At 39.7% G+C, this 19,549-nt stretch carries 13 protein-coding genes; 6 read left to right on the forward strand and 7 right to left on the reverse strand.

All coding sequences use genetic code 11. The features are described 5' to 3' along the window. Positions 1–174: 174 nt before the first annotated feature. The 4 genes from AAC853_RS17925 to AAC853_RS14995 form a co-directional block, all read right to left on the reverse strand. Positions 175–738 carry a tail fiber protein gene (locus tag AAC853_RS17925; RefSeq protein ID WP_422824227.1) on the reverse strand — a complete coding sequence of 188 codons (564 nt, stop codon included), beginning with the start codon at positions 736–738 and terminating at the stop codon, positions 175–177. A gap of 389 nt (positions 739–1,127) precedes the next feature. Then, entirely contained in the window at positions 1,128–1,754 is a 627-nt protein-coding gene (locus AAC853_RS14985) for a TetR/AcrR family transcriptional regulator (RefSeq protein ID WP_338883299.1), read from the reverse strand. Positions 1,755–1,891: 137 nt separating this feature from the next. Further along, a complete protein-coding gene (locus AAC853_RS14990; protein ID WP_340615012.1) occupies positions 1,892–2,203 on the reverse strand; it encodes a type II toxin-antitoxin system VapC family toxin in 312 nt (103 codons plus the stop codon). Next, positions 2,203–2,448, reverse strand: coding sequence for a type II toxin-antitoxin system Phd/YefM family antitoxin (locus AAC853_RS14995; protein ID WP_189760323.1), 246 nt, complete (start codon positions 2,446–2,448; stop codon positions 2,203–2,205). The genes AAC853_RS14990 and AAC853_RS14995 overlap by 1 nt, the downstream gene beginning before the upstream one ends. A 431-nt stretch (positions 2,449–2,879) precedes the next feature. Between AAC853_RS14995 and AAC853_RS15000 the strand changes: the two genes are divergently transcribed. Next, positions 2,880–4,028: a porin gene (locus AAC853_RS15000; protein ID WP_340615013.1), complete on the forward strand. Its 1,149-nt coding sequence runs from the start codon at positions 2,880–2,882 to the stop codon at positions 4,026–4,028. Between the two features lie 59 nt (positions 4,029–4,087). Here the strand turns inward: AAC853_RS15000 and rdgC are convergent, their stop codons facing one another. After that, on the reverse strand, positions 4,088–4,999 hold the full coding sequence (gene rdgC, locus AAC853_RS15005; RefSeq protein WP_340615014.1) for a recombination-associated protein RdgC: 912 nt from the start codon (positions 4,997–4,999) through the stop codon (positions 4,088–4,090). 168 nt (positions 5,000–5,167) lie between these two features. On the opposite strand from rdgC, the gene mak reads away from it, so the two are divergent. From mak to AAC853_RS15025, 4 genes are all read left to right on the forward strand, one after another. Next, on the forward strand, positions 5,168–6,076 hold the full coding sequence (gene mak / locus AAC853_RS15010; protein ID WP_338883288.1) for a fructokinase: 909 nt from the start codon (positions 5,168–5,170) through the stop codon (positions 6,074–6,076). Between the two features lie 738 nt (positions 6,077–6,814). Next, positions 6,815–8,023: a porin gene (locus AAC853_RS15015; RefSeq protein WP_340615015.1), complete on the forward strand. Its 1,209-nt coding sequence runs from the start codon at positions 6,815–6,817 to the stop codon at positions 8,021–8,023. Positions 8,024–8,085: 62 nt separating this feature from the next. Next, the gene (locus tag AAC853_RS15020; RefSeq protein ID WP_340615026.1) at positions 8,086–10,056 is read left to right on the forward strand and encodes a bifunctional 2',3'-cyclic-nucleotide 2'-phosphodiesterase/3'-nucleotidase; all 1,971 of its coding nucleotides are present in this window, start codon (positions 8,086–8,088) and stop codon (positions 10,054–10,056) included. A gap of 84 nt (positions 10,057–10,140) precedes the next feature. After that, the gene (locus AAC853_RS15025) at positions 10,141–11,778 is read left to right on the forward strand and encodes a bifunctional metallophosphatase/5'-nucleotidase (RefSeq protein WP_340615016.1); all 1,638 of its coding nucleotides are present in this window, start codon (positions 10,141–10,143) and stop codon (positions 11,776–11,778) included. Positions 11,779–12,146: 368 nt separating this feature from the next. Here the strand turns inward: AAC853_RS15025 and gltP are convergent, their stop codons facing one another. Beyond that, complete coding sequence (gltP, locus tag AAC853_RS15030; protein ID WP_340615017.1) at positions 12,147–13,460, reverse strand: glutamate/aspartate:proton symporter GltP; 1,314 nt, start codon at positions 13,458–13,460, stop codon at positions 12,147–12,149. Positions 13,461–14,105: 645 nt separating this feature from the next. Here gltP and AAC853_RS15035 point away from each other — a divergent pair. Continuing rightward, positions 14,106–15,728, forward strand: coding sequence for an ABC transporter substrate-binding protein (locus tag AAC853_RS15035; protein ID WP_340615018.1), 1,623 nt, complete (start codon positions 14,106–14,108; stop codon positions 15,726–15,728). A 123-nt stretch (positions 15,729–15,851) separates the two neighbouring features. Here AAC853_RS15035 and AAC853_RS15040 read toward each other — a convergent pair whose 3' ends face one another. Next, entirely contained in the window at positions 15,852–19,532 is a 3,681-nt protein-coding gene (locus AAC853_RS15040; RefSeq protein ID WP_340615019.1) for an SbcC/MukB-like Walker B domain-containing protein, read from the reverse strand. Positions 19,533–19,549 lie beyond the last annotated feature (17 nt).

A 19,549-nucleotide genomic window follows, 5' to 3' on the forward strand; every position in this document is an offset into this window, starting at 1 on the left:
AAACTTGGATTGGACTAATAAGCACAACTTCTGATAAAGCGCTATTACAATTGATAATATTGTTGTGGGAAAACAAAAAGGCCATGCCAGAAGCATAGCCTTGGATTCAGGGGGTAGATATTATATTGTTATATTTTTAGGTCTAAATTATATTGGTTATTGTTCTTTGTCGTATTATCGTAATTCACTCCAATTTTCGATCTTCTCTACTTTCTGAATCATGTATGTCATGCCAGCCGGAACAATAAACGTGATATTACTAAACGTGGGCGGGATACTTTCAAGTGTTGCCAGTGTGGCAATATGTACTCCATTAACAAAAATATTAGAATCCTGACTTCCTGGATAAGCAGAAATAATAACTTGAATAGGCGAACTTGTTTCATTTACGTATACTGTGTCAGGTTTTCTGGTATTGGTGACATTTTGCCAATTTTGTCCAACACCGATCACATTCTCTTTCAGGGCATTTTTGTTGGCGGTATTGGCTAGATCGTATGCCGCTTTAACTGCTTTAGATGTTGCTGCATGAACCTCACTATCACTATCAATGTCATTACTGAGGGTAACGAAACCTCTATCCTCCAATGTTGCGTAAGGATGGTTTCGGCTTTGTGCGTGTTCTTCGATTGCTTCTTTGATCGAATCTTTGACATATTCCGGTGTTGCAACGACAACAAGACCATCATCTTCTAATTCTAAAACTTTTATTTCTGGCTTTTTATTTTGAGTATTCATATTCATTCCTGATTAATATTAAATGATGGGATATTTCTTCGACTGTGAACATTAATAAAATCTGTTCATTAATATTGGATAGTACAGTTTAATTAAATTCAGTTGATTAATGTTTGGTAAGTTACATATTTGGATAGCAGGATGAGATAAAATATTAGGCTGGTAAATAATAAAATGTATCAATTGACTGATAAAACTAATTACGAAAAAAGTGAGATTTTCCACCTCAGTAGATAGAGAGTTTGTGCGAGTTGATTTATTTAAACCTTATGGTTTTAGTAACATGCAGGTATAATATAGAATGATGATAAGATTGTGTAAAGTATTAAGATTGATATTATTGATAAATAAAAGGCTGGGAATTTATTTCTCAGCCTTAATAATAAATATTACTCATATTCAAGTAAACTAACCGCTGCGTTAATCCGAGGTGTCATATCCGTTTCTGGCAATGGTGGAAGAATACCCAGTGCCATTTTTCTGAGTGGTTCTGCAATTACCATCGAGATGATAAGTTCACTGATAATATGAAAATCCATTTTTTTTAGTAATTCTTTTTGATACTGGCGCTCAAGCCAATTTGCCAATATATTTCTGCTTTTTTCAATTCCACTTTGTTGATATTTATCCAATAATACTTCACGATGAGGAAAATCAGATTGTAATAATTTAAATAATCCTACCGCTTCCATAGATAAAGTTTTCTCTGCTATTTCAATCAGAAATATTTTCAATGACTTCATCAATTGCTGAAAATTATTAGCGTCTTTCTTAAAAGCGGGAATAAAATTATCTTCCCAACCCATAACCACTTGTTCAAGCAGATCTTCTCGGTTTTTGGCAAAACGGTAGAGCGTTTTTTTAGCAATGCCGGCTTTTTTGGCAACCACATCCATGGTTGTTTTGTTATAACCTTGATTAATCAGAAGTAGAAAGGTAACGTCGAGAATTTTTTGGCGAATGACTTGCTCTGGAATGGTGGGGCGGCCTCGTGGACGTGGATGATTTTCTGCCATTTTAGCACCTTAATAAGTTATTAATATTTGTATCGCGTTGGCGTGATCTCATTAATAAACAGAACAGACTGATACGCAACTCGCTGGTGCTTGTCAACCCTATCAAAGCGTGATTATCTGGTCATGAAATAGCAGTGTCATCTATTAGGGATGACAGTAATATAATCGCTGACAAAATCGATTAGCTTGCTATCACTCGTGATGAGTGGAATTTTGTTGTGTTTTGCCTGAGCGACAATTAACCGATCAAATGGGTCTTTATTTAACTGTTCCGGTAAATCGCATACAACGAGCGTATGATCGCTTTTAATGACCACCTCCCATATAGACGCCGCGCTAAAACACAGGGTTTTGCTGGTATCTTCCAGCAGATCAGCAATATCCGCTTTCAGTTTTTCCGGTTCATATGCCATAAACAGCAAGATGTTGGTATCTAACAGGAATTCCACTATGAATATTTCCCTTCGAACATATCAGCAATTTCGGCGCTGTTCATATCGTCAAAATTGGCGGGAACACTACCCTTGCCTTTGAGGAAACCTAATTTGCGTTTGGGCTGCTCTTCTCTATATGCAATCACTTTAACCAGTGCATGACCATTTTTGGCGATCACCACCGGTTCTCCGGTGCGGGCGACTTTCTGAACAATTCTGGATAGGTTGGTTTTTGCATCGTAGATGTTAATTTGTTCCATAGCATTACCTATTGATGTTTTAATGTACACAATTTTAGGATATTTATTCTTATTAGTCTGGTCAAGTTGATTAGACCTGTATCGCCGAAATACGTTTCCTATTCAACCATCGCACTTTTTGTTGCCCATTCATTATTTATAACTGACTGTTTTTAATGATTTATTTTCATGGTTAATATTGTTGAATTATAGGGTACATATCTATAATGTGATATTCTTCACGGTATAGCATTTTTTGCTAATTATTGTTAGAAAAATGTTTTACTGGATCTTAGTATTGTTATTACTTATTGCGGATTTAACATTTTGTTTACTTAGATAAGTAAGATACTCCGTCCACCTGATTATTGACTATTCCAGAGCGAGCTGTTCTTGGGATATGGCTCTTTTGGCGGTGGCTAAATATAACAAAACCCATGAGGATTATGATAATGATAAAACACAACACACTAGCAATGGCAATTTCGGTACTTCTTATTACGGGAGCAGCAAATGCTGCTGAAATTTATAATAAAGATGGCAATAAAATAGATTTATATGGAAAGGCCGATGTACAAAGAACTTTCTCCAAATCAGATAGCCAGTCTGGTGATGGTTCTGTCGGCCGTATAGGTATTAAAGGTTCAACTCAAATTACGGATACACTCACTGGCTTTGGGCAGTGGGAATACAATATGGGTGCCAATGGAACAGAAGCGGAGAGTGGGGCAAACACCAAAACCCGTTTGGCTTTCGCTGGGTTGAAATTTGGCAAATACGGTGCGCTGAATTATGGGCGTAATTATGGTGTGGTTTATGATGCCAACGCATGGACAGATGTATTGCCGATATTTGGTGGTGATTCTATGTCCGCAACCGATAACTTCTTGATGGGGCGTTCAACAGGGTTGTTAACCTACCGTAACACTGACTTTTTTGGTTTGGCAAATGGCCTGAATTTTGCCTTGCAGTATCAGGCTAAAAATGATGATGGTACTAAAAACAGTCGCAGCGATGTTGCAAGGCAGAATGGTGATGGTTTTGGCCTTTCCAGTACCTATGACTTTGGTAATGGCTTCAATGTTGGGGCGTCATACGGCAACTCTAACCGTACTTCGGTACAGAAACTGGGTTCTGATGCCGCTAAAGTTCTGGCAAAAGGGAATAAAGCCGAGGCATGGATCGTTTCTGCCAAGTATGACAAAGATAATGTCTATCTGGCTGCTATGTATGGTGAAACCCGTAATATGACCAGATTTGGCAGCTCTGTGAATAACTACACGATGTTTGCCAATAAAACCCAAAACATTGAGTTGACGGCTCAATATCAGTTTGATTTTGGTTTGCGTCCTTCTGTCGCTTTTGTTTATTCCAAAGGTAAAGATTTGGGTAGTGACCTGGCTGATAAGAGCATACTGACAGACAAGGGATCTGAAGATTTGGTGAAATATGTTTCAGTCGGTGCCTACTATAATTTCAACAAAAATATGGGCACGTATGCTGAATATCAATTCAACTTATTGAAAGACAATGATTTCACCAAGAAAGCGAAGATCAGTACTGACGACGTCTTTGGCGTTGGTTTAGTTTATCGCTTCTAATTATTAGTTCTTGCCGAACTGCCTTAATGGATTCAACTGTTAAGGCAGTCCGCTTGCCATTACCTTTCGGCTTCACCGCCCAGCGCATCAATTGTATTTTTGATTAGTGCACTGAGTTCACCCGTCATTAAGGTAAAATCAGCATCGAATCGTTGGGCGACATCTTCACGATCGATATCATCGTTTTGGTCACGTAAAGTTTCGCTGAATTTAATCCGTTTGAAAGCGCCATCATCTGACAGCATAAACTGAATGCGCTCTTCCCAATCCAAGGCCAATTTAGTGACATATTTACCAGATTCAATATGTGCTGCAATTTCATCTGAAACCAAATCCTGCTTCTTACAGCGGATCACGCCACCTTCTTCCAGAATGGCTTTGAGTTCGGCTTCATCCATCAAGGCATAGCCGGCAGGAAGATCACCTGAACGTACCCACTTGGTTAGCGTCAATTCAATGGGATTGGTGAAAGTAAGAGGAACAACGGGCAGTGATCCCAATGTTTTTCTCAGCAGTGCCAGATTATCTTCGGCTCGTTTTGCGCTGGCGGCATCAACGATAATCAAATGATTGACGGTATCGATCCAAATATAGGTTTGGCTGAAACGGCTAAATGCTCTTGGCAGCAGCGTATGAATGACTTCATCTTTCAGCGAATCTTTTTCTGTCTTTTTCAGTTTGCGATGTTGTTCGCCTTCCAAACGGGCTATTTTGTCCTGTAATTCCTGCTTAATCACCGGAGAAGGCAGCATTTTTTCTTCTTTGCGTGCGCAGATCAGAATTTGATTGCCGGAAGCATGGGTTAATGCTTCACCATGAGATCCTATTGGCGAAACCCAGCCTGTTTTCATCATATCCTGGCTACCGCATGGGGTGAATGCCAGTGGGCTTAATTGTTTTTCCAGTTCATCCGCCGAAAGAGAAATCTCTCGTTTTAAACGGTAAATCATTAAATTTTTGAACCATAACATGCAGTTACCCCATATTGTTGCGCATCGTGACAAAGGTCATCTTGAAACATAAGGGGGCATGATAACGAATCATGTGACGAAGCCCTAGAACTTCATGAGTTTCCTATAATCACGTCTTCATTCTCATATAATAAAAAGTGTCGTCCCGCTAAATAGGAAAAGTAAGCTATGCGTATAGGCATTGATCTTGGTGGAACCAAAATTGAAGTGATTGCATTAGGCGATCAGGGGGAAACGTTATTCCGCAAACGGGTGGATACTCCCCGCAATGATTATCAAAAAACATTGGCTGCCATTGCTGGGTTGGTTATCGATGCGGAACAGGCAACTGGACAGCAAGGAACAGTGGGGATTGGTATTCCTGGCGCGATTTCGCCTTTTACCGGAAAAGTAAAAAACGCCAACTCAGTTTGGTTGAATGGAAAAATATTGGATAAGGATATTGCTGCTTTGTTAGGGCGTGAAGTGCGTATCGCCAACGATGCAAATTGTCTGGCGGTATCAGAAGCTACTGATGGTGCAGGTGAAGGGATGCCAATGGTCTTTGCCGTTATCATTGGAACGGGCTGTGGTTCAGGTATTGCATTTAAGGAGCGGGTTCATGCCGGTGGTAATGGATTGGCAGGGGAATGGGGGCATAATCCATTACCGTGGATGGATGAAGATGATCGCGTGTATCAGGATGAAGTACGTTGTTTTTGCGGCAAACCGGGATGTACTGAGACATTTGTGTCAGGCACTGGATTTATGACAGATTATTTTCGCTTGAGCGGAGTGCAGAAAAAAGGCCATGAAATTATAGAGGCGTTGACGCAGGGAGATGAGTTTGCGGAATTAGCGATGCGTCGTTATGAAAGGCGTTTGGCGCGAGCGTTGGCACAGGTGATTAATTTATTGGATCCGGATGTGATTGTACTTGGCGGTGGAATGAGCAATGTTGATCGCCTTTACCAAACGTTGCCTGATTTAGTCAAAGAGTGGGTTTTTGGTGGCGAGTGTGCAACACCGATTAGAAAAGCAGTACATGGGGATTCCAGTGGTGTGCGTGGGGCAGCCTGGTTATGGCCTCAGCGATGACACTGTATTTCTGCCAATGATAGTGGGCAATCTTAAACGCTCATCTATTTAAGAAAATTTCAAGTTGCGTGTCATAGTGAAGAAAGCGCTAATAAACCGCAACTTGAAAGATGAATAACAAGATAAAATTATTAAAGATTGGCTTAAGTTAAATTTTTAATCTAATGAATTAACTGTCTTTCCATATTAAGAGTAATAATGGAATAATAAATAAGTTTATTCATTGTATTTATGAATGGCACTTTTTTATAATAATAAAAATATATTTGTTTACTAGTGAATAAAATATCACATTTAACTTTAAATTTATTAATTGTTAGGTGATAAAAAAGACAGAAAATTTAAGTGAATAAAGATCGATATTTTTTCTATATGTTTGTATTAATGTGGATTTCTTCACGAAACATACAGTTTTTTTAGGTTATTATTAGCATATGCAACAAACTGTTTTCCAACTATGAAATTTGATTGGAAATAAAGTGAAATATTGCTGCGGTTCATTTTGATTACTTACTCCATATTAATGCTTATATAGTTCTCAACGGGAAGATGTAATAGAAATTAGACAATTTTAAATAACTTATAAATTTTATCATGATTTGAGCGATTTTTTTTCGATGAAAAATCGTGATGGATATTTATTGCTCTAAATATATTGCAGATTATTCTGCGATAGGGTGAGTTTTTGCCTGAAAGAAAATCAAATTATTAAATTTAATCTTTTATGGGTGTCTTATTATGGGAAGCATGAAGCCGTTGGCTGCTTTAATTGGGGTATTGGTCATGTCTGGCAGTGCCAATGCGGTTACAGTATACAACGATAAGGGAAGCAAGGTGGATTTAACCGGTCAGGTTCGTATGAAAACGACAGTGACCAGCGATGATCGTGATTTTCAAATTAAAGATGATGGCAGTCGTTTCGGAATTAATGCTAGCCACGAACTGACCCCCGAGATCAAAGTCTTCGGCAAAATGGAATGGGGTTCTGATACCCAAAGAACGAATAGCGATAATGCCAAAACGGGTTTTGAGATATATAACCGTGTTGGTTATATCGGGGCTTCTCATCATGATATTGGTGAAATACGCATTGGCCGTACTTATATTCCTATCGATTGGGTGAAAAAATCCAGTTATGGCTATGGCAATACGGGAGTGTTTTATTTCGGTGACGTACTGGGCCGTGCAACCGGTTATGATGGCAAAGGCGTTGGCAAAAACAATTTCCTTACCCGCTTGCCCCAGACGATTTTCGCTAAAACCAATAGCTATCAGGGCTTCAGCCTTGCTGCAACCTACAGTGGTAAATCCGGCTCAGATAACGAACGCAATCATGGTGATATTCGCCACGCTTATTCGGTGGTAGGTTTTTATAAATCAGACTTCGGTTTGGAAATTAATGCCGGTTACTCTCAGGCAACGGGAGAGAGGAAAAAGCCGGTAACTATAGAGATGACACAGCCAGATGGAAGTAAGGGTAAGCGCACGGAAGATGCTGGACTGGCTTCTCCACAAGACAGCCTGATGGCTATTGGTATGGAATATTATTTCCCTGGCCGTGAATTCTCCATTGGTCTGGATTATGGCCAGGCGCGCTCCAAAAATTCAGGGTTAGTATATCAAGAAGGAAGTAGTACCGGTTTGCAGGAAAAATCGGTCAAAGGTGACTGGAAAGCAAACTTGTATGGTCTGGCTGGTAAATGGCATTGGGACAGACTGGGTAGCGGCATGTACGCGGGATATTACTTGCGTGATGGTGATGCCAATACATTCAACTATAAAAAACAGACTTACACCGTCGGTTTAGATAAACGTTTTGCAGTATCTAATAACAATAACCTGATCCTATTTGTTGAAACGGCATATGATGATGCCCGTAGCGACAATCCGGCTTACAAAGATAAAAAACAGACCATTCTGGGAACAGGGGTTCGTTTATCTTTTTAAGTCTTTCATAGGGAGAGCTCAGTTGAGTTCTCCCGTATCCTTCTATAAAGGGGCATAGCATGATGAAGAGTATGTTGGAAAGTAAGAACGTGTTGAAAATGTCAACTTTGGCAATGCTGGTGGCATTCAATGTGAACGCGGCGACCGTTGATTTACGAGTGATGGAAACCTCGGATATTCACGGTAATCTGATGGATTTCGATTATTTTAAAGATAAATCCACTGAGCAATTTGGTTTAGTTCGTACTGTGAACTTAATTAAGGCGGCCAAAGCGGAAGCAACTAACGCGATCTTGGTAGATAACGGTGACTTGATTCAAGGCAGCCCGCTTGCAGATTACATGGTGGCAAAGGGATTGAAACAAGAGGAGGTTCATCCAGCCTACAAGTTGATGAATACGATGGGCTATACCGTCGGTAACTTTGGTAACCATGAATTCAATTTTGGATTGGATTACCTGAAACAGGCAATTTCTGGTGCCAAATTCCCTTATATCAATGCGAATATCATTGATGCCAAAACCGGCAAAAACTACTTTACGCCTTATATTATCGTTGATACTCCAGTTAAAGATCGTGAAGGCAAAGAGCACACCATTAAGATCGGCTATATCGGCTTTGTGCCACCACAAATCAGTATTTGGGACAAAGCCAATCTCAATGGCAAAGTGGTTGTTAATGACATCACAGAAACCGCGAAAAAATTCGTCCCTCAAATGAAGAAAGAGGGCGCAGAGCTGATTATTGCCATTCCCCATTCCGGCTTTTCCCAAGATCCTTATAAAGCGATGGCAGAAAACTCGGTTTACTATCTGAGTGAAGTGCCTGGCATTAATGCCATTATGTTTGGTCATGCTCATGGCGTGTTCCCAAGCAAGGAATATACAGGTATCAAAGGTGTTAATGTCACCAATGGCACGATTAATGGTATTCCTGCCGTCATGCCGGGGCAGTGGGGGGATCATCTGGGGGTTGTCGATATGGTGATCAATAACGACAGTGGTGCATGGAAAGTCGAATCTGCTAAAGCGGAGGCTCGTCCTATCTATGATAAAATCCATAAAAAAGCCTTGGTTGAACGCGATAATAAACTGGCTTCTATCATCGAAAAAGATCACCTGGGAACTCGCGAATTCGTGAGTAAATTCATAGGTAAAGCCACTGACAACATGTACAGCTATCTGGCTTTGATCCAAAGCGATCCCACCGTTCAGATCGTCAATGATGCGCAGATAGATTACACCAAACATTTTATTCAGGGTGATCCAAATTTGGATGGACTCCCTGTCTTGGCGGCCGCAGCACCTTTCAAAGCGGGTGGGCGTAAAAATGCACCGGCTGATTTTGTGGAAGTGGAAAAAGGTGATTTAACTTTCCGTAACGCGGCTGATTTATACCTCTACCCAAATACATTGGTGGTGGTAAAAGCAACGGGGGCGGATGTGGTTGAATGGCTGGAATGTTCGGCGGGCATGTTTAACCAAATTGATGCAAACTCCACCAAACCGCAAGAATTGCTGAACTGGGAGGGTTTCCGTACTTATAACTTCGACACCATTACGGGTGTCAACTATAAGATAGATCTGACACAACCCGCTAAATACGATACTGATTGCCAGCTTATTAATAAAGGGGCGAACCGCATCAAAGACGTTACTTATCAGGGTAAGCCGATTGATCCAAAAGCCACTTTCCTGATCGCCACCAATAACTATCGTGGTTACGGCGGTAAATTTGCCGGAACTGGGGAAGATCACATTGCATTCGCTTCACCGGATGAAAACCGTACCATTTTGGCTTCTTACATTTCCAGAATGACCAAAGAAAAGGGCGTAATATCAACTCAGGCTGAAAACAATTGGTCATTTTTGCCAATCAAAACAGATAAAAAATTAGATATCCGTTTTGAAACTTCACCATCAGAAAAAGCGGCGCAATTCATTAAAGAACATGCCCAATACCCAATGAAATACTTAGAAAATGACGATACTGGTTTTGCCATCTATCAAATTGATCTAACAGAGAAAAAGTAAAATTTACTGAACTTAATTGTATTAATGCCTGCTCCTATACTTGGCTAAAGGGCAGGCAAATCCTGAACATTAAGAGATAATAAATTGAATTATAAATATAAATTACTTCCGATTGCGATTGGTACTGTATTGTTAGCAGGGTGTGCAACCAAGCCAGCTTATGATCCAGAAAATATTGTGGATGTACGAGTTCTGGGGCTGAACGATTTTCATGGAGCACTGAAAGCACCCGGCTCTAATCAACCGGGGGGCATTGAATATATGTCTACTTTGATTAAGGAACTGAAACAGGAAAACCCGAATAATATCGTCGTTGCTGCTGGGGATATGATCGGTGCTAGCCCGCTGCTTTCCTCAATGTTCCATGACGAACCCACTATTGAAGCATTGTCTCTGGCTGGATTAGAAGCGACTTCTGTCGGTAACCATGAATTTGACAAAGGCAAGGATGAATTATTGCGTAAGCAAAATGGTGGTTGCCATCCGGTGACAGGCTGTCAGGGGCCAAAACCCTTTAAAGGCGCGGATTTCAAATACCTGTCTGCCAACGTCACAGTTAATGAAACGGGTAAAACACTTTTCCCTGAATATGTCATCAAAGAGTTTAATGGTATTCCCGTTGCTTTTATCGGGTTGACGCTGGAAGGAACGCCTACCATTGTGGCACCCAAGGGGACAGAAGGGCTGACTTTTTCTAACGAAGTTAAAACTATTAACGCCTTGGTAGCGGAATTGCAGAAAAAAGGGGTAAGGGCTATAGGGGTTTTGATCCATGAAGGTGCTGAACAAAAACGTAATAGAGGCCAGATAGATGTCAACGCCTGTAATGACATAACAGGCAAAATATTGGAGATCGTCAACCAGCTGGATAAAGAAGTGGATTTTGTTATCAGTGGCCATACTCACCAGGCTTATAATTGCATCATTAATGATAAATCTGTCACTTCTGCTCAATCCAATGGAGCATTGCTTACTCAATTAGATCTAAAATTGGATAAAACCACGAAAGACGTGGTGGACTTCAAGGCTAAAAATATTTGGGTTGATAACCGTAAATATACCAAAGATGCAAAAATCACTGAATTATTGTCATCCTACGAAAAAATAGCCACGCCATTGGCAAACCGCGTGATTGGTATATTGGAAAAGAATCTAACCAAAGAAGCTAATGCAGGTGGAGAATCAGCATTAGGTAAAGTGATAGCCGATGCCCATTTATACGCAACCGCAGCCAAAGAAAATGGTGGCGCCCAGATTGCATTTGTAAACAATGGTGGTATCCGTGCGCCTATAAATGCGGGAGAAGTGATTTATAACGCAATTTATACCGTCCAGCCTTTCTCTAATATGATGGTGACCAAAACATTGACGGGTGAGCAGATCAAACGGCTGCTGGAACAGCAATGGAGTCGCACTCGGCCACAGGTTTTGGCGGTATCACATAGCTTTCAATATGCATGGGATAGCACCAAACCTGTGGGTAATCGCGTGATTATCAGTTCAATGAAAATCAATGGCAAGACTGTTGATATGCAAGCGAAATACCGTGTGGCAGCCAATGATTATTTGGCAACAGGTGGAAGTAGTTTCTCTGTATTTAAAGAGGGGACAGATCCGGTGTATAGCATGCCGGATGTGGATGCCGTGGTGAAATATTTTACTGAAAAATCTCCAATTCAATATCCAAAACAAGATCGGATTATAGATATTGGTACAAAATGATGTGATGGGAATAAAAGATAACGTAGATAAAATCAATAGATCAAAGGTACTGTAACGGCGGTTTGATCCAGATCAGAAGTGCAATGTTAATTACTCTGCGTTGCAACCAATCTAACTTCAAGATGCGTGTGATTTCTCCCCCGCTTCGCGGGAGAAATCAGGTTTCATATAATGTTGTAAATTGCAACTTGAAGTTTAATGCGTATATGTATTGATTATTTAATAATGAAAACAATTAAATGACTTATCTTTTTTACAAAAGATGTTTATATTATTGCACTCTGATAACCCTAGTGGTTCGTGATATCTATTCAAAGGAAAAGCAATCCTTGCTTTTCCTTTCCGGGGAATACCATTAAAAATAAATATTATTCAGAAATCAAAGATTCTTCATATTGCTTAGCTTTTTGTTGATCAAATTGTCTCTCCCACTTAGCCACAACAAGTGCAGCGAGTGCATTACCGACTACATTTAATGCGGTACGAGCCATATCAAGAATCCGGTCAATACCCGCAATGAAGGCTAAACCTTCTAATGGAATACCCACGCTACCCAATGTGGCTAACAGAACAACGAAAGAAACCCCTGGAACACCAGCAATCCCCTTTGAGGTAATAATCAATGTGAGGACAAGCGTAATTTCTTGCCAAAGGGATAAATCAATTCCATAGAGCTGAGCAATAAAAATGGCGGCGATACTCTGGTACAGCGTTGAACCATCAAGGTTAAATGAATAGCCAATTGGAATAACAAAACTGGTCACTGATTTTGAAGCACCATATTGTTCCATTTTATCCATGATACGGGGTAATACGGTTTCTGAGCTGGCAGTAGAATAAGCTAACAGTAGTTCATCTTTCAGGATTTTAAAGAGTATAAAGATGTTGATATCACAGTAACGGGCAATCAAACCAAGAATGACAATAGCAAAAAATAAAATTGCACAGTGAACTAAAATAACTAATTTTATCAATGGCAATAATGAGCTAAAGCCGAAGTTAGCCACTGTTACTGAAATTAACGAAAATACCCCGATTGGAGCATACATCATAATAATATGAGTCACTCTAAACATGGTTTCAGAGAATGTTTGTAATACTGTTAATAAAGGTTCTTTTTTTTCCTTTGGTAGTGATGATAAACCTAAACCAAATAATACGGCAAAGAAAATAACGGGCAACATTTCGCCACTGGACATCGCCGCAAAAATATTATTAGGCACTAATGATAGAATAGTATTAACAATACCGTGTGAATGACTTTCAACCTGCTGTGTTGTGCGTTCATATTGAGATATATCTATTTGATGGAGAGTAGACATATCAATATCTGCACCAGGTTTAAATGTATTTGCTAAAAAAATGCCTACAATTATTGCAATTGTTGTGACAATCTCAAAATACAAAATTGTTTTTAAGCCTAATTTTCCTAATTGTTTAGTATTACCAACACCGGCAATACCAACAACCAATGTTGAAATTACAATCGGAACAACAATCATCTTAATAAGTTGAATAAATATTTTACCGGCAGGAGAAAGTACATTAACAATTAACCACTGTTTGTGTTCATTGTCATGTAAAATTGCTCCTGCAATAATTCCCAATATTAGCGCGGCTAAAATTTGCCAGCCAAGCCCAAATTTAAATTTCTTTTTATTAACTGTTTCGGCCTTATTCATTAGACAACCTTATGTTTTATTTTCTTTACTCCTCTTTCTTATACAATAACCTCGACCTAATGCACAATAAAATCTGAGATAATCTTTTAAATAATGTATAAATGATACTCGTCATCATTTGAGATGTTTGTTTATTATTCAAGTTAGATCATGAGAACCCATCTGACACTAACCCAGGAATAATTCCTTGAATTGATGCATCAATATTGTCATTTGAGTTTCTGAGATCAAGTCCTATTCATCACCTTTTTTGCCTCTATATGCATTAAACTTCAAGTTGCAATTTACAACACGCTATGAAACCTGATTTTTCCCCGCTTCGTGGGGGAGAAATCACATGCATCTTGAAGTTAAATTAGTATATACCAATCGCCTTTCAAAATGCGTCTTATATCTTCCCGCGTAGCGGGAAGATATAAATAATCACATTGATTTACAAGCTGCAATTTGAGGTTGGATTGGTATATGCTGAAATTTGAAAACTATTGTGTATAAATACATAGCTATAAATACAGTATTTGAAAATTTTATTATTGTTGCACTAAATGATTTGTTGAGTAATAAATAGCATGTCATTCTGTAACATGGATTTAAAATAAAGGACAAAGAATAAATAATTACAGCACAGCTATGGGGAGACATGATATGTTAAATCAAATCAGCAAAAAAACGGTTAAAACATTAATTTTTTCTATAAGTATGATATTGGGTAGTACAACACTGTCTTATGCTGCAGTTATTCCACCTGATACACAATTGGCGGAAAAACAAGAGATTGTTCGTAATAATGGTGCCGAACCTGCATCACTGGATGTCGATAAAGTTGAAGGTAATATTGCATTAAACATTATCAATGATTTTTTTGATACGTTAGTGGGAATGGATAAACAAGGCCAGATCATACCTAGACTGGCTGCAAGCTGGGAAACTAAGGATAATAAAACGTGGATTTTCCATTTAAGGAAGGGAATCAAATGGTCTGATGGTACACCGATTACCGCTCATGATGTTGTTTTTAGCTGGCGACGGCTGACAAATCCTAAAACACTTTCTCCATATGGCAGCTATTTTGTTGATGCTTCAGTGGTTAATGCCAAAGATATTTTAGCCGGAAAGAAAAAAGTGGAGGAGCTTGGTGTTAAAGCCTTGGATGATTCGACATTGGAGGTCAAGTTAGAAAAACCGGTTGGGTACTTTTTACAGATGCTGGCATTCAATATTGCGGCTCCGATTAGCGAAAAAGTAGTTGAAAAATATGGGGATAAATGGACTCAGCCTGAATTTTTTGTTTCTAGTGGTGCATTTAAATTAGCAGAGTGGAAAGTGAATGAAAAAATTGTTGGTGTAAGAAATCCTTATTATTGGGATAATAAAAATACCGCTATTAATAAAGTCACTTATCTTCCACTTTCATCAGATACATCAGATTTAAACCGTTATCTGGCTGGAGAAATAGATATTACATTTACGATACCATTAGAATCGTTTGCCTCATTAAAGAAAAATATGAATTCACAAGTTTATATTTCACCGATACTCAGCACATATTATTATGAGTTTAATAATAAAAAACCACTGTTTAAAGACAGTAGGATCCGACAAGCACTAGGTCTTGCGTTGGATAGAAATATCATTGCTAATAAAGTCCTTGCTCAAGGGCAAATACCTGCGTACACAATTTTACCTCCTGGAATTGGTGGTTTTAAATTTAAACAACCTGATTATGCATCATGGACACAAAATCAACGAAATGAAAAAGCCAAACAATTATTGAACGAAGCGGGCTTTAATAAAAATAATCCCCTTAAATTTAATTTGGTTTACAACTCATCAAATTTACATAAAAAAGTTGCTATTGCTGCAACCTCGATGTGGAAAAAGAATCTCGGTGTCATTGCCAATATACAAACTGAAGAGTGGAAAGTGATGCTGGAGAACGAACATCAAGGGAAATTTGATGTCGTTAGAGGTGGATGGGTTGGCGATTATAATAATCCGATGGCTTTTTTTAATATATTTACAACAAATCAAACCAATAATACCTCATTTTATTCTAATAAAGACTTCGATAATTGGATTCGTAAAGCAGGAGAAACAAATAAACAAGAAGATTTTCAACATGCACTCGATCTTATGACAAAAGATACGCCGATTATTCCCGTTTATTACTATGTTACTGCGATATTGGTTAAGCCTTATATTGGTGGTTATTACGCTGATCTTTTGGGGAGAATATCAACGAAAGATCTTTATGTGCTTAAGCACTAAATTAAAGAGCCTGCTTAAGCAGGCTCTCCATAGTTTATTGTAGTGTTTTACGGGCAGGTAAAGCGAGGCTCCATATTCAGGATGTTTTGTATCAATGTGATTGTTACTATTTGATTTCCATGTTTAAACCCGAAATTCAGCCGATAATTGACTGAACCCTAATCCATTCTTTTTTTCTACTTTTATTTGAACAGGAATTCGTTCTTTTAATGCGTCTACATGGCTAATGACTCCGATAGTTTTTCCTGATGCATTAAGGTGTTCCAGTGCATCCAAAGCGATATCCAGGGTTTCAGGATCAAGCGTGCCAAATCCTTCATCAAGAAACAGGGATTCTATTTGTGTCTTGTTACTCACTAGATCAGACAAGGCGAGGGCAAGAGCCAGGCTGACAAGAAAACTTTCTCCTCCAGAAAGTGTTTTGGTATCCCTCATGGCTTCCGCTTGCCAGGTGTCAACGACTTGTAATTCCAACCCGCTGTCATCTTTGCGTTGCAAGTAGTAACGGCTATGTAGTTTTTCTAATCGGATATTTGCCAGATGCACGAGATGATCCAATGTCAGGCCTTGGGCAAAACGGCGGAACTTAGCGCCATCGGCAGAACCAATGAGATTATTAAGATAACTCCAATCATCATATGTTTGCTGTAAGCGTGAGATATGTGCCAGTAACTCCTGTTGGTGTTGGCGGCGAATTGCATCACTGTTCAATAGGGTTCTGACTTCACCTTGTTGTTGGTTGTTGTGTTTCAACTTAGCCGTAACGTCAGTCAATAGGGCGGATAATTGTTGAGGTTCATATTGGTTAAGCAATTGCGGCTGTGTTTCCGTATGTCGTTGTAAGGCCACTTCTGATTCATGATGGCGTGTTTTGTCTTGCAATTGTTGTTGTTCAAGTTTTTCTTGTAATTGTTGTAACTTTTCCCGCTGTTCCGGTTCTAACAAGGCATGTTCAAAGGATGATTGATCAGGAAAGCCTTGCTGTTCTAAGCCTGTCTGGAAATGGCTGACAGCAAGTTTGTAGTTTGCTTCGGCGGTGGTGTGGCTTTTTTCTATTTCACTGGCGGCACCGATTAGTTGGCTCATTTTGTTTTGCAGTGTTTGCAGATGGAAAACGGCCTGTTTGTAGATGTCTTCCAACTCATGGGTTTTTTGTTGCAAAGCCTGACGAACGGTAATAATAGATTGTTCGCCAAATAAATGATGGCGTTCCTGACGTGTTTGTTCCAATAACTGCATTTGTTGTTGTTGCTGTTCATTCAAAGCATGGAGATGAATGGAAAGCTTATTTTTTTGTTTGTTTAGTTCACCTAGTTTGCTTTGCAAGGCTGCTTGTTCTTTTTGTAGCTGTAGCAATTTCTCCCGTGAATCGTGGTAGTTTTTTAATTCTTGTTCACGCTGTTGTAGCCAGTTTTCTGTTTCATCAGGGGCAGGAAGTATGAACGGTGTCGGCCGTAATTGCGTGTTTAATTGTTGTGCTGTCGTCGCGTAGTCAGCCTCTAGTTGTTGAGCCTCTGCCGTCTTTTCTGCTAATTGTTTTTGGGCTGAATCCTGTTTGAATTTTTCCAATTCAATATTTTTTTCACAAGATTGGTAGTGTTCTCGGTTAGCAGCAAGTGCTTTTTCGGCTGCTTGATAGTTTTTCTCTGCCTGTGAAAGTGCTTCTTGTTGAGCCTGGTATTGGTGATAAGCAGATTGTCGCTGACTGATAAAGTGATTAACCGCCTCTGCCTCCATCGGTAATTCGGTAGCTTGCAATTGCTGGCAATGGTATTCCCACTGTTTAACTAATTCTGTTAATTTAGCATTGTATTGTGCAATATTTTGCTGCAATTGCTCACTATGTTGTTGTTGAAGCTGATGCTTCTGCTGTAGGGTTGTACACTTTTCTTGCAGTTGATCAATCTGTTGGCGCAAGGTTCTCAGGCGCGCTTCTGAATGTGGTAAGGCAATATCCTGGTATTCGTTGATTAAAGGATGGTGAGTAGAACCACAAAGTGGACAAGATTCCCCTTCTTTTAATTGTGCCCGTTCTTTTTCCAGGCTGACTATCCGTTGTTCCAAACGAATTCGATTGTTGAGATCGTCATAATGTTGCTGCTTATCTGCCAACTGTTGCTTGAGGATTGCGATCTGATCAGGTAAGGCTTTTACCCATGCTTGAGATTGGTTTAATTGGTTTTGATCGGCTGAGAGCGCGGTTTGTAACTGCTGGCTCTGCGGAAGCAAAATCTCCAGTTGGTTTTGTGACACCAATTGTTTCTGGTAATTTTCTAAATTTTTCTGCAATTGTTCCAATGGATGCTTTTGCTGCAAAGTTGTGAGTTGGTTTGCAGCAGCGGCAAGGTTGTTATGCAGTGTTCGGCTCTGTTCTTGTTGTTTGGCTAATTCTGCATTTAAGGTATGTAAATAATGGGTCGTATGGGCAAGCTTTGAGGTAATTTGTTGGGTGCTTTGAGTAAGCTGATTTATTTTTTCTTGTCGCTCTTTTTGGCGAGTGAATAGTTGTTTCCATTCAGGCAGTTTGCTGTCCAAATTGCAGTAATAAGGATGCTGCTCATAGTAGGACTCCAATGCCTTTTGTTCACTATTTAAGGTTACCGTTCGATCCTGTGTAGCTTGGTATTGGGATAAAATCTCTGTGAGATCGCGCTCTTGTTCTGCGATCTCTTGTCCAAGTTTCAGTAGATCTTTGGATTGAATATCAATTTTATGATCGAGCGGCATAATCTGCTCTGAGATGAGCTTTTCTTGTTGATTTTGATGCTGTTGGTGCTCTTCTCGCTTTTTTTCCAGCAGTGTTAGTTGTTGTTCGGCAGGTTGTAACATTGCCAGTTGTTGTCGGCGTTCGTGTTCTATTTTAGTGCGTTGCTCCGTGAGCCGCTGTTTTTCATGAATAGCTCGGTTTTGTGCATCCCACAATGAACGAATTTTTTCAGCTGGCTCGCTAGCTGTTAGCTGTTGTAACTGAGGTTGTGCTTCTTGAATAGCTTGCTCAGTTTGTTGCAAAAGTGAAGCATTGTTGATCAGTGATTGCTGTAGTTCATTCCGGCGCAACAACCACTGATCGGCAGTTTGTAATGCCTTCATGTGTTGGCTGAGTTGGGTTTCTTCTGCAATAAGTTGTTGTTGCTGGTTTTGGTATGCCTGTTGTTGCTCTTGCGTGAGTAATTCAATGGAAGAGGCTTTGGCCTGTTGGATATTCAGTTTTGATTGTGCCTCTTTATGGCGTTGATAAATTTCCTGGGAAAGAATGCCGTAAATTTCTGTACCGGTTAGCTCTTCCAGTAGATCGGCCCTGTCTTTATCCTGTGCATTTAAAAATGCGGCAAAGTTTCCCTGTGACAAAAGCATGGATTTAGTAAAACGGCTAAAATCCAGTCCAGTTATTTCGGCAATTTTTTCTTTTTTCTCTGGAATTTTATCAGCCAGAATTTTTCCCCCTTTTTTGAGAGCCAATTCTCCTTTTGGGGGTTGGAGTTTGCCATTTGCCTGGTTGCGAGCACGACGCTGACTCCAAAATGCCCGATAGACAATACTTTTGACTTCAAACTCTACTTCAGCAAGGCACTCTGCGGTATGACGGGTCATTAGCTCATTTTGTGAGACTGAAATGGTGTTGAGCCTTGGCGTTTCATGATAAAGGGCGAGGCAAATAGCATCCAATAAGGAGGTTTTTCCTGCACCTGTTGCGCCGGTAATGGCAAACAATCCATTACTGGCAAAGGGTTCTGCCGTAAAGTCTATTTTCCATTCACCTTGCAGGGAATTGATATTTTTCAGCCGTAAGCTAAGAATTTTCATGGCGTGTTCTCTTCAAG

This window comes from Xenorhabdus thailandensis (assembly GCF_037996785.1).
Classification (GTDB): domain Bacteria; phylum Pseudomonadota; class Gammaproteobacteria; order Enterobacterales; family Enterobacteriaceae; genus Xenorhabdus; species Xenorhabdus griffiniae.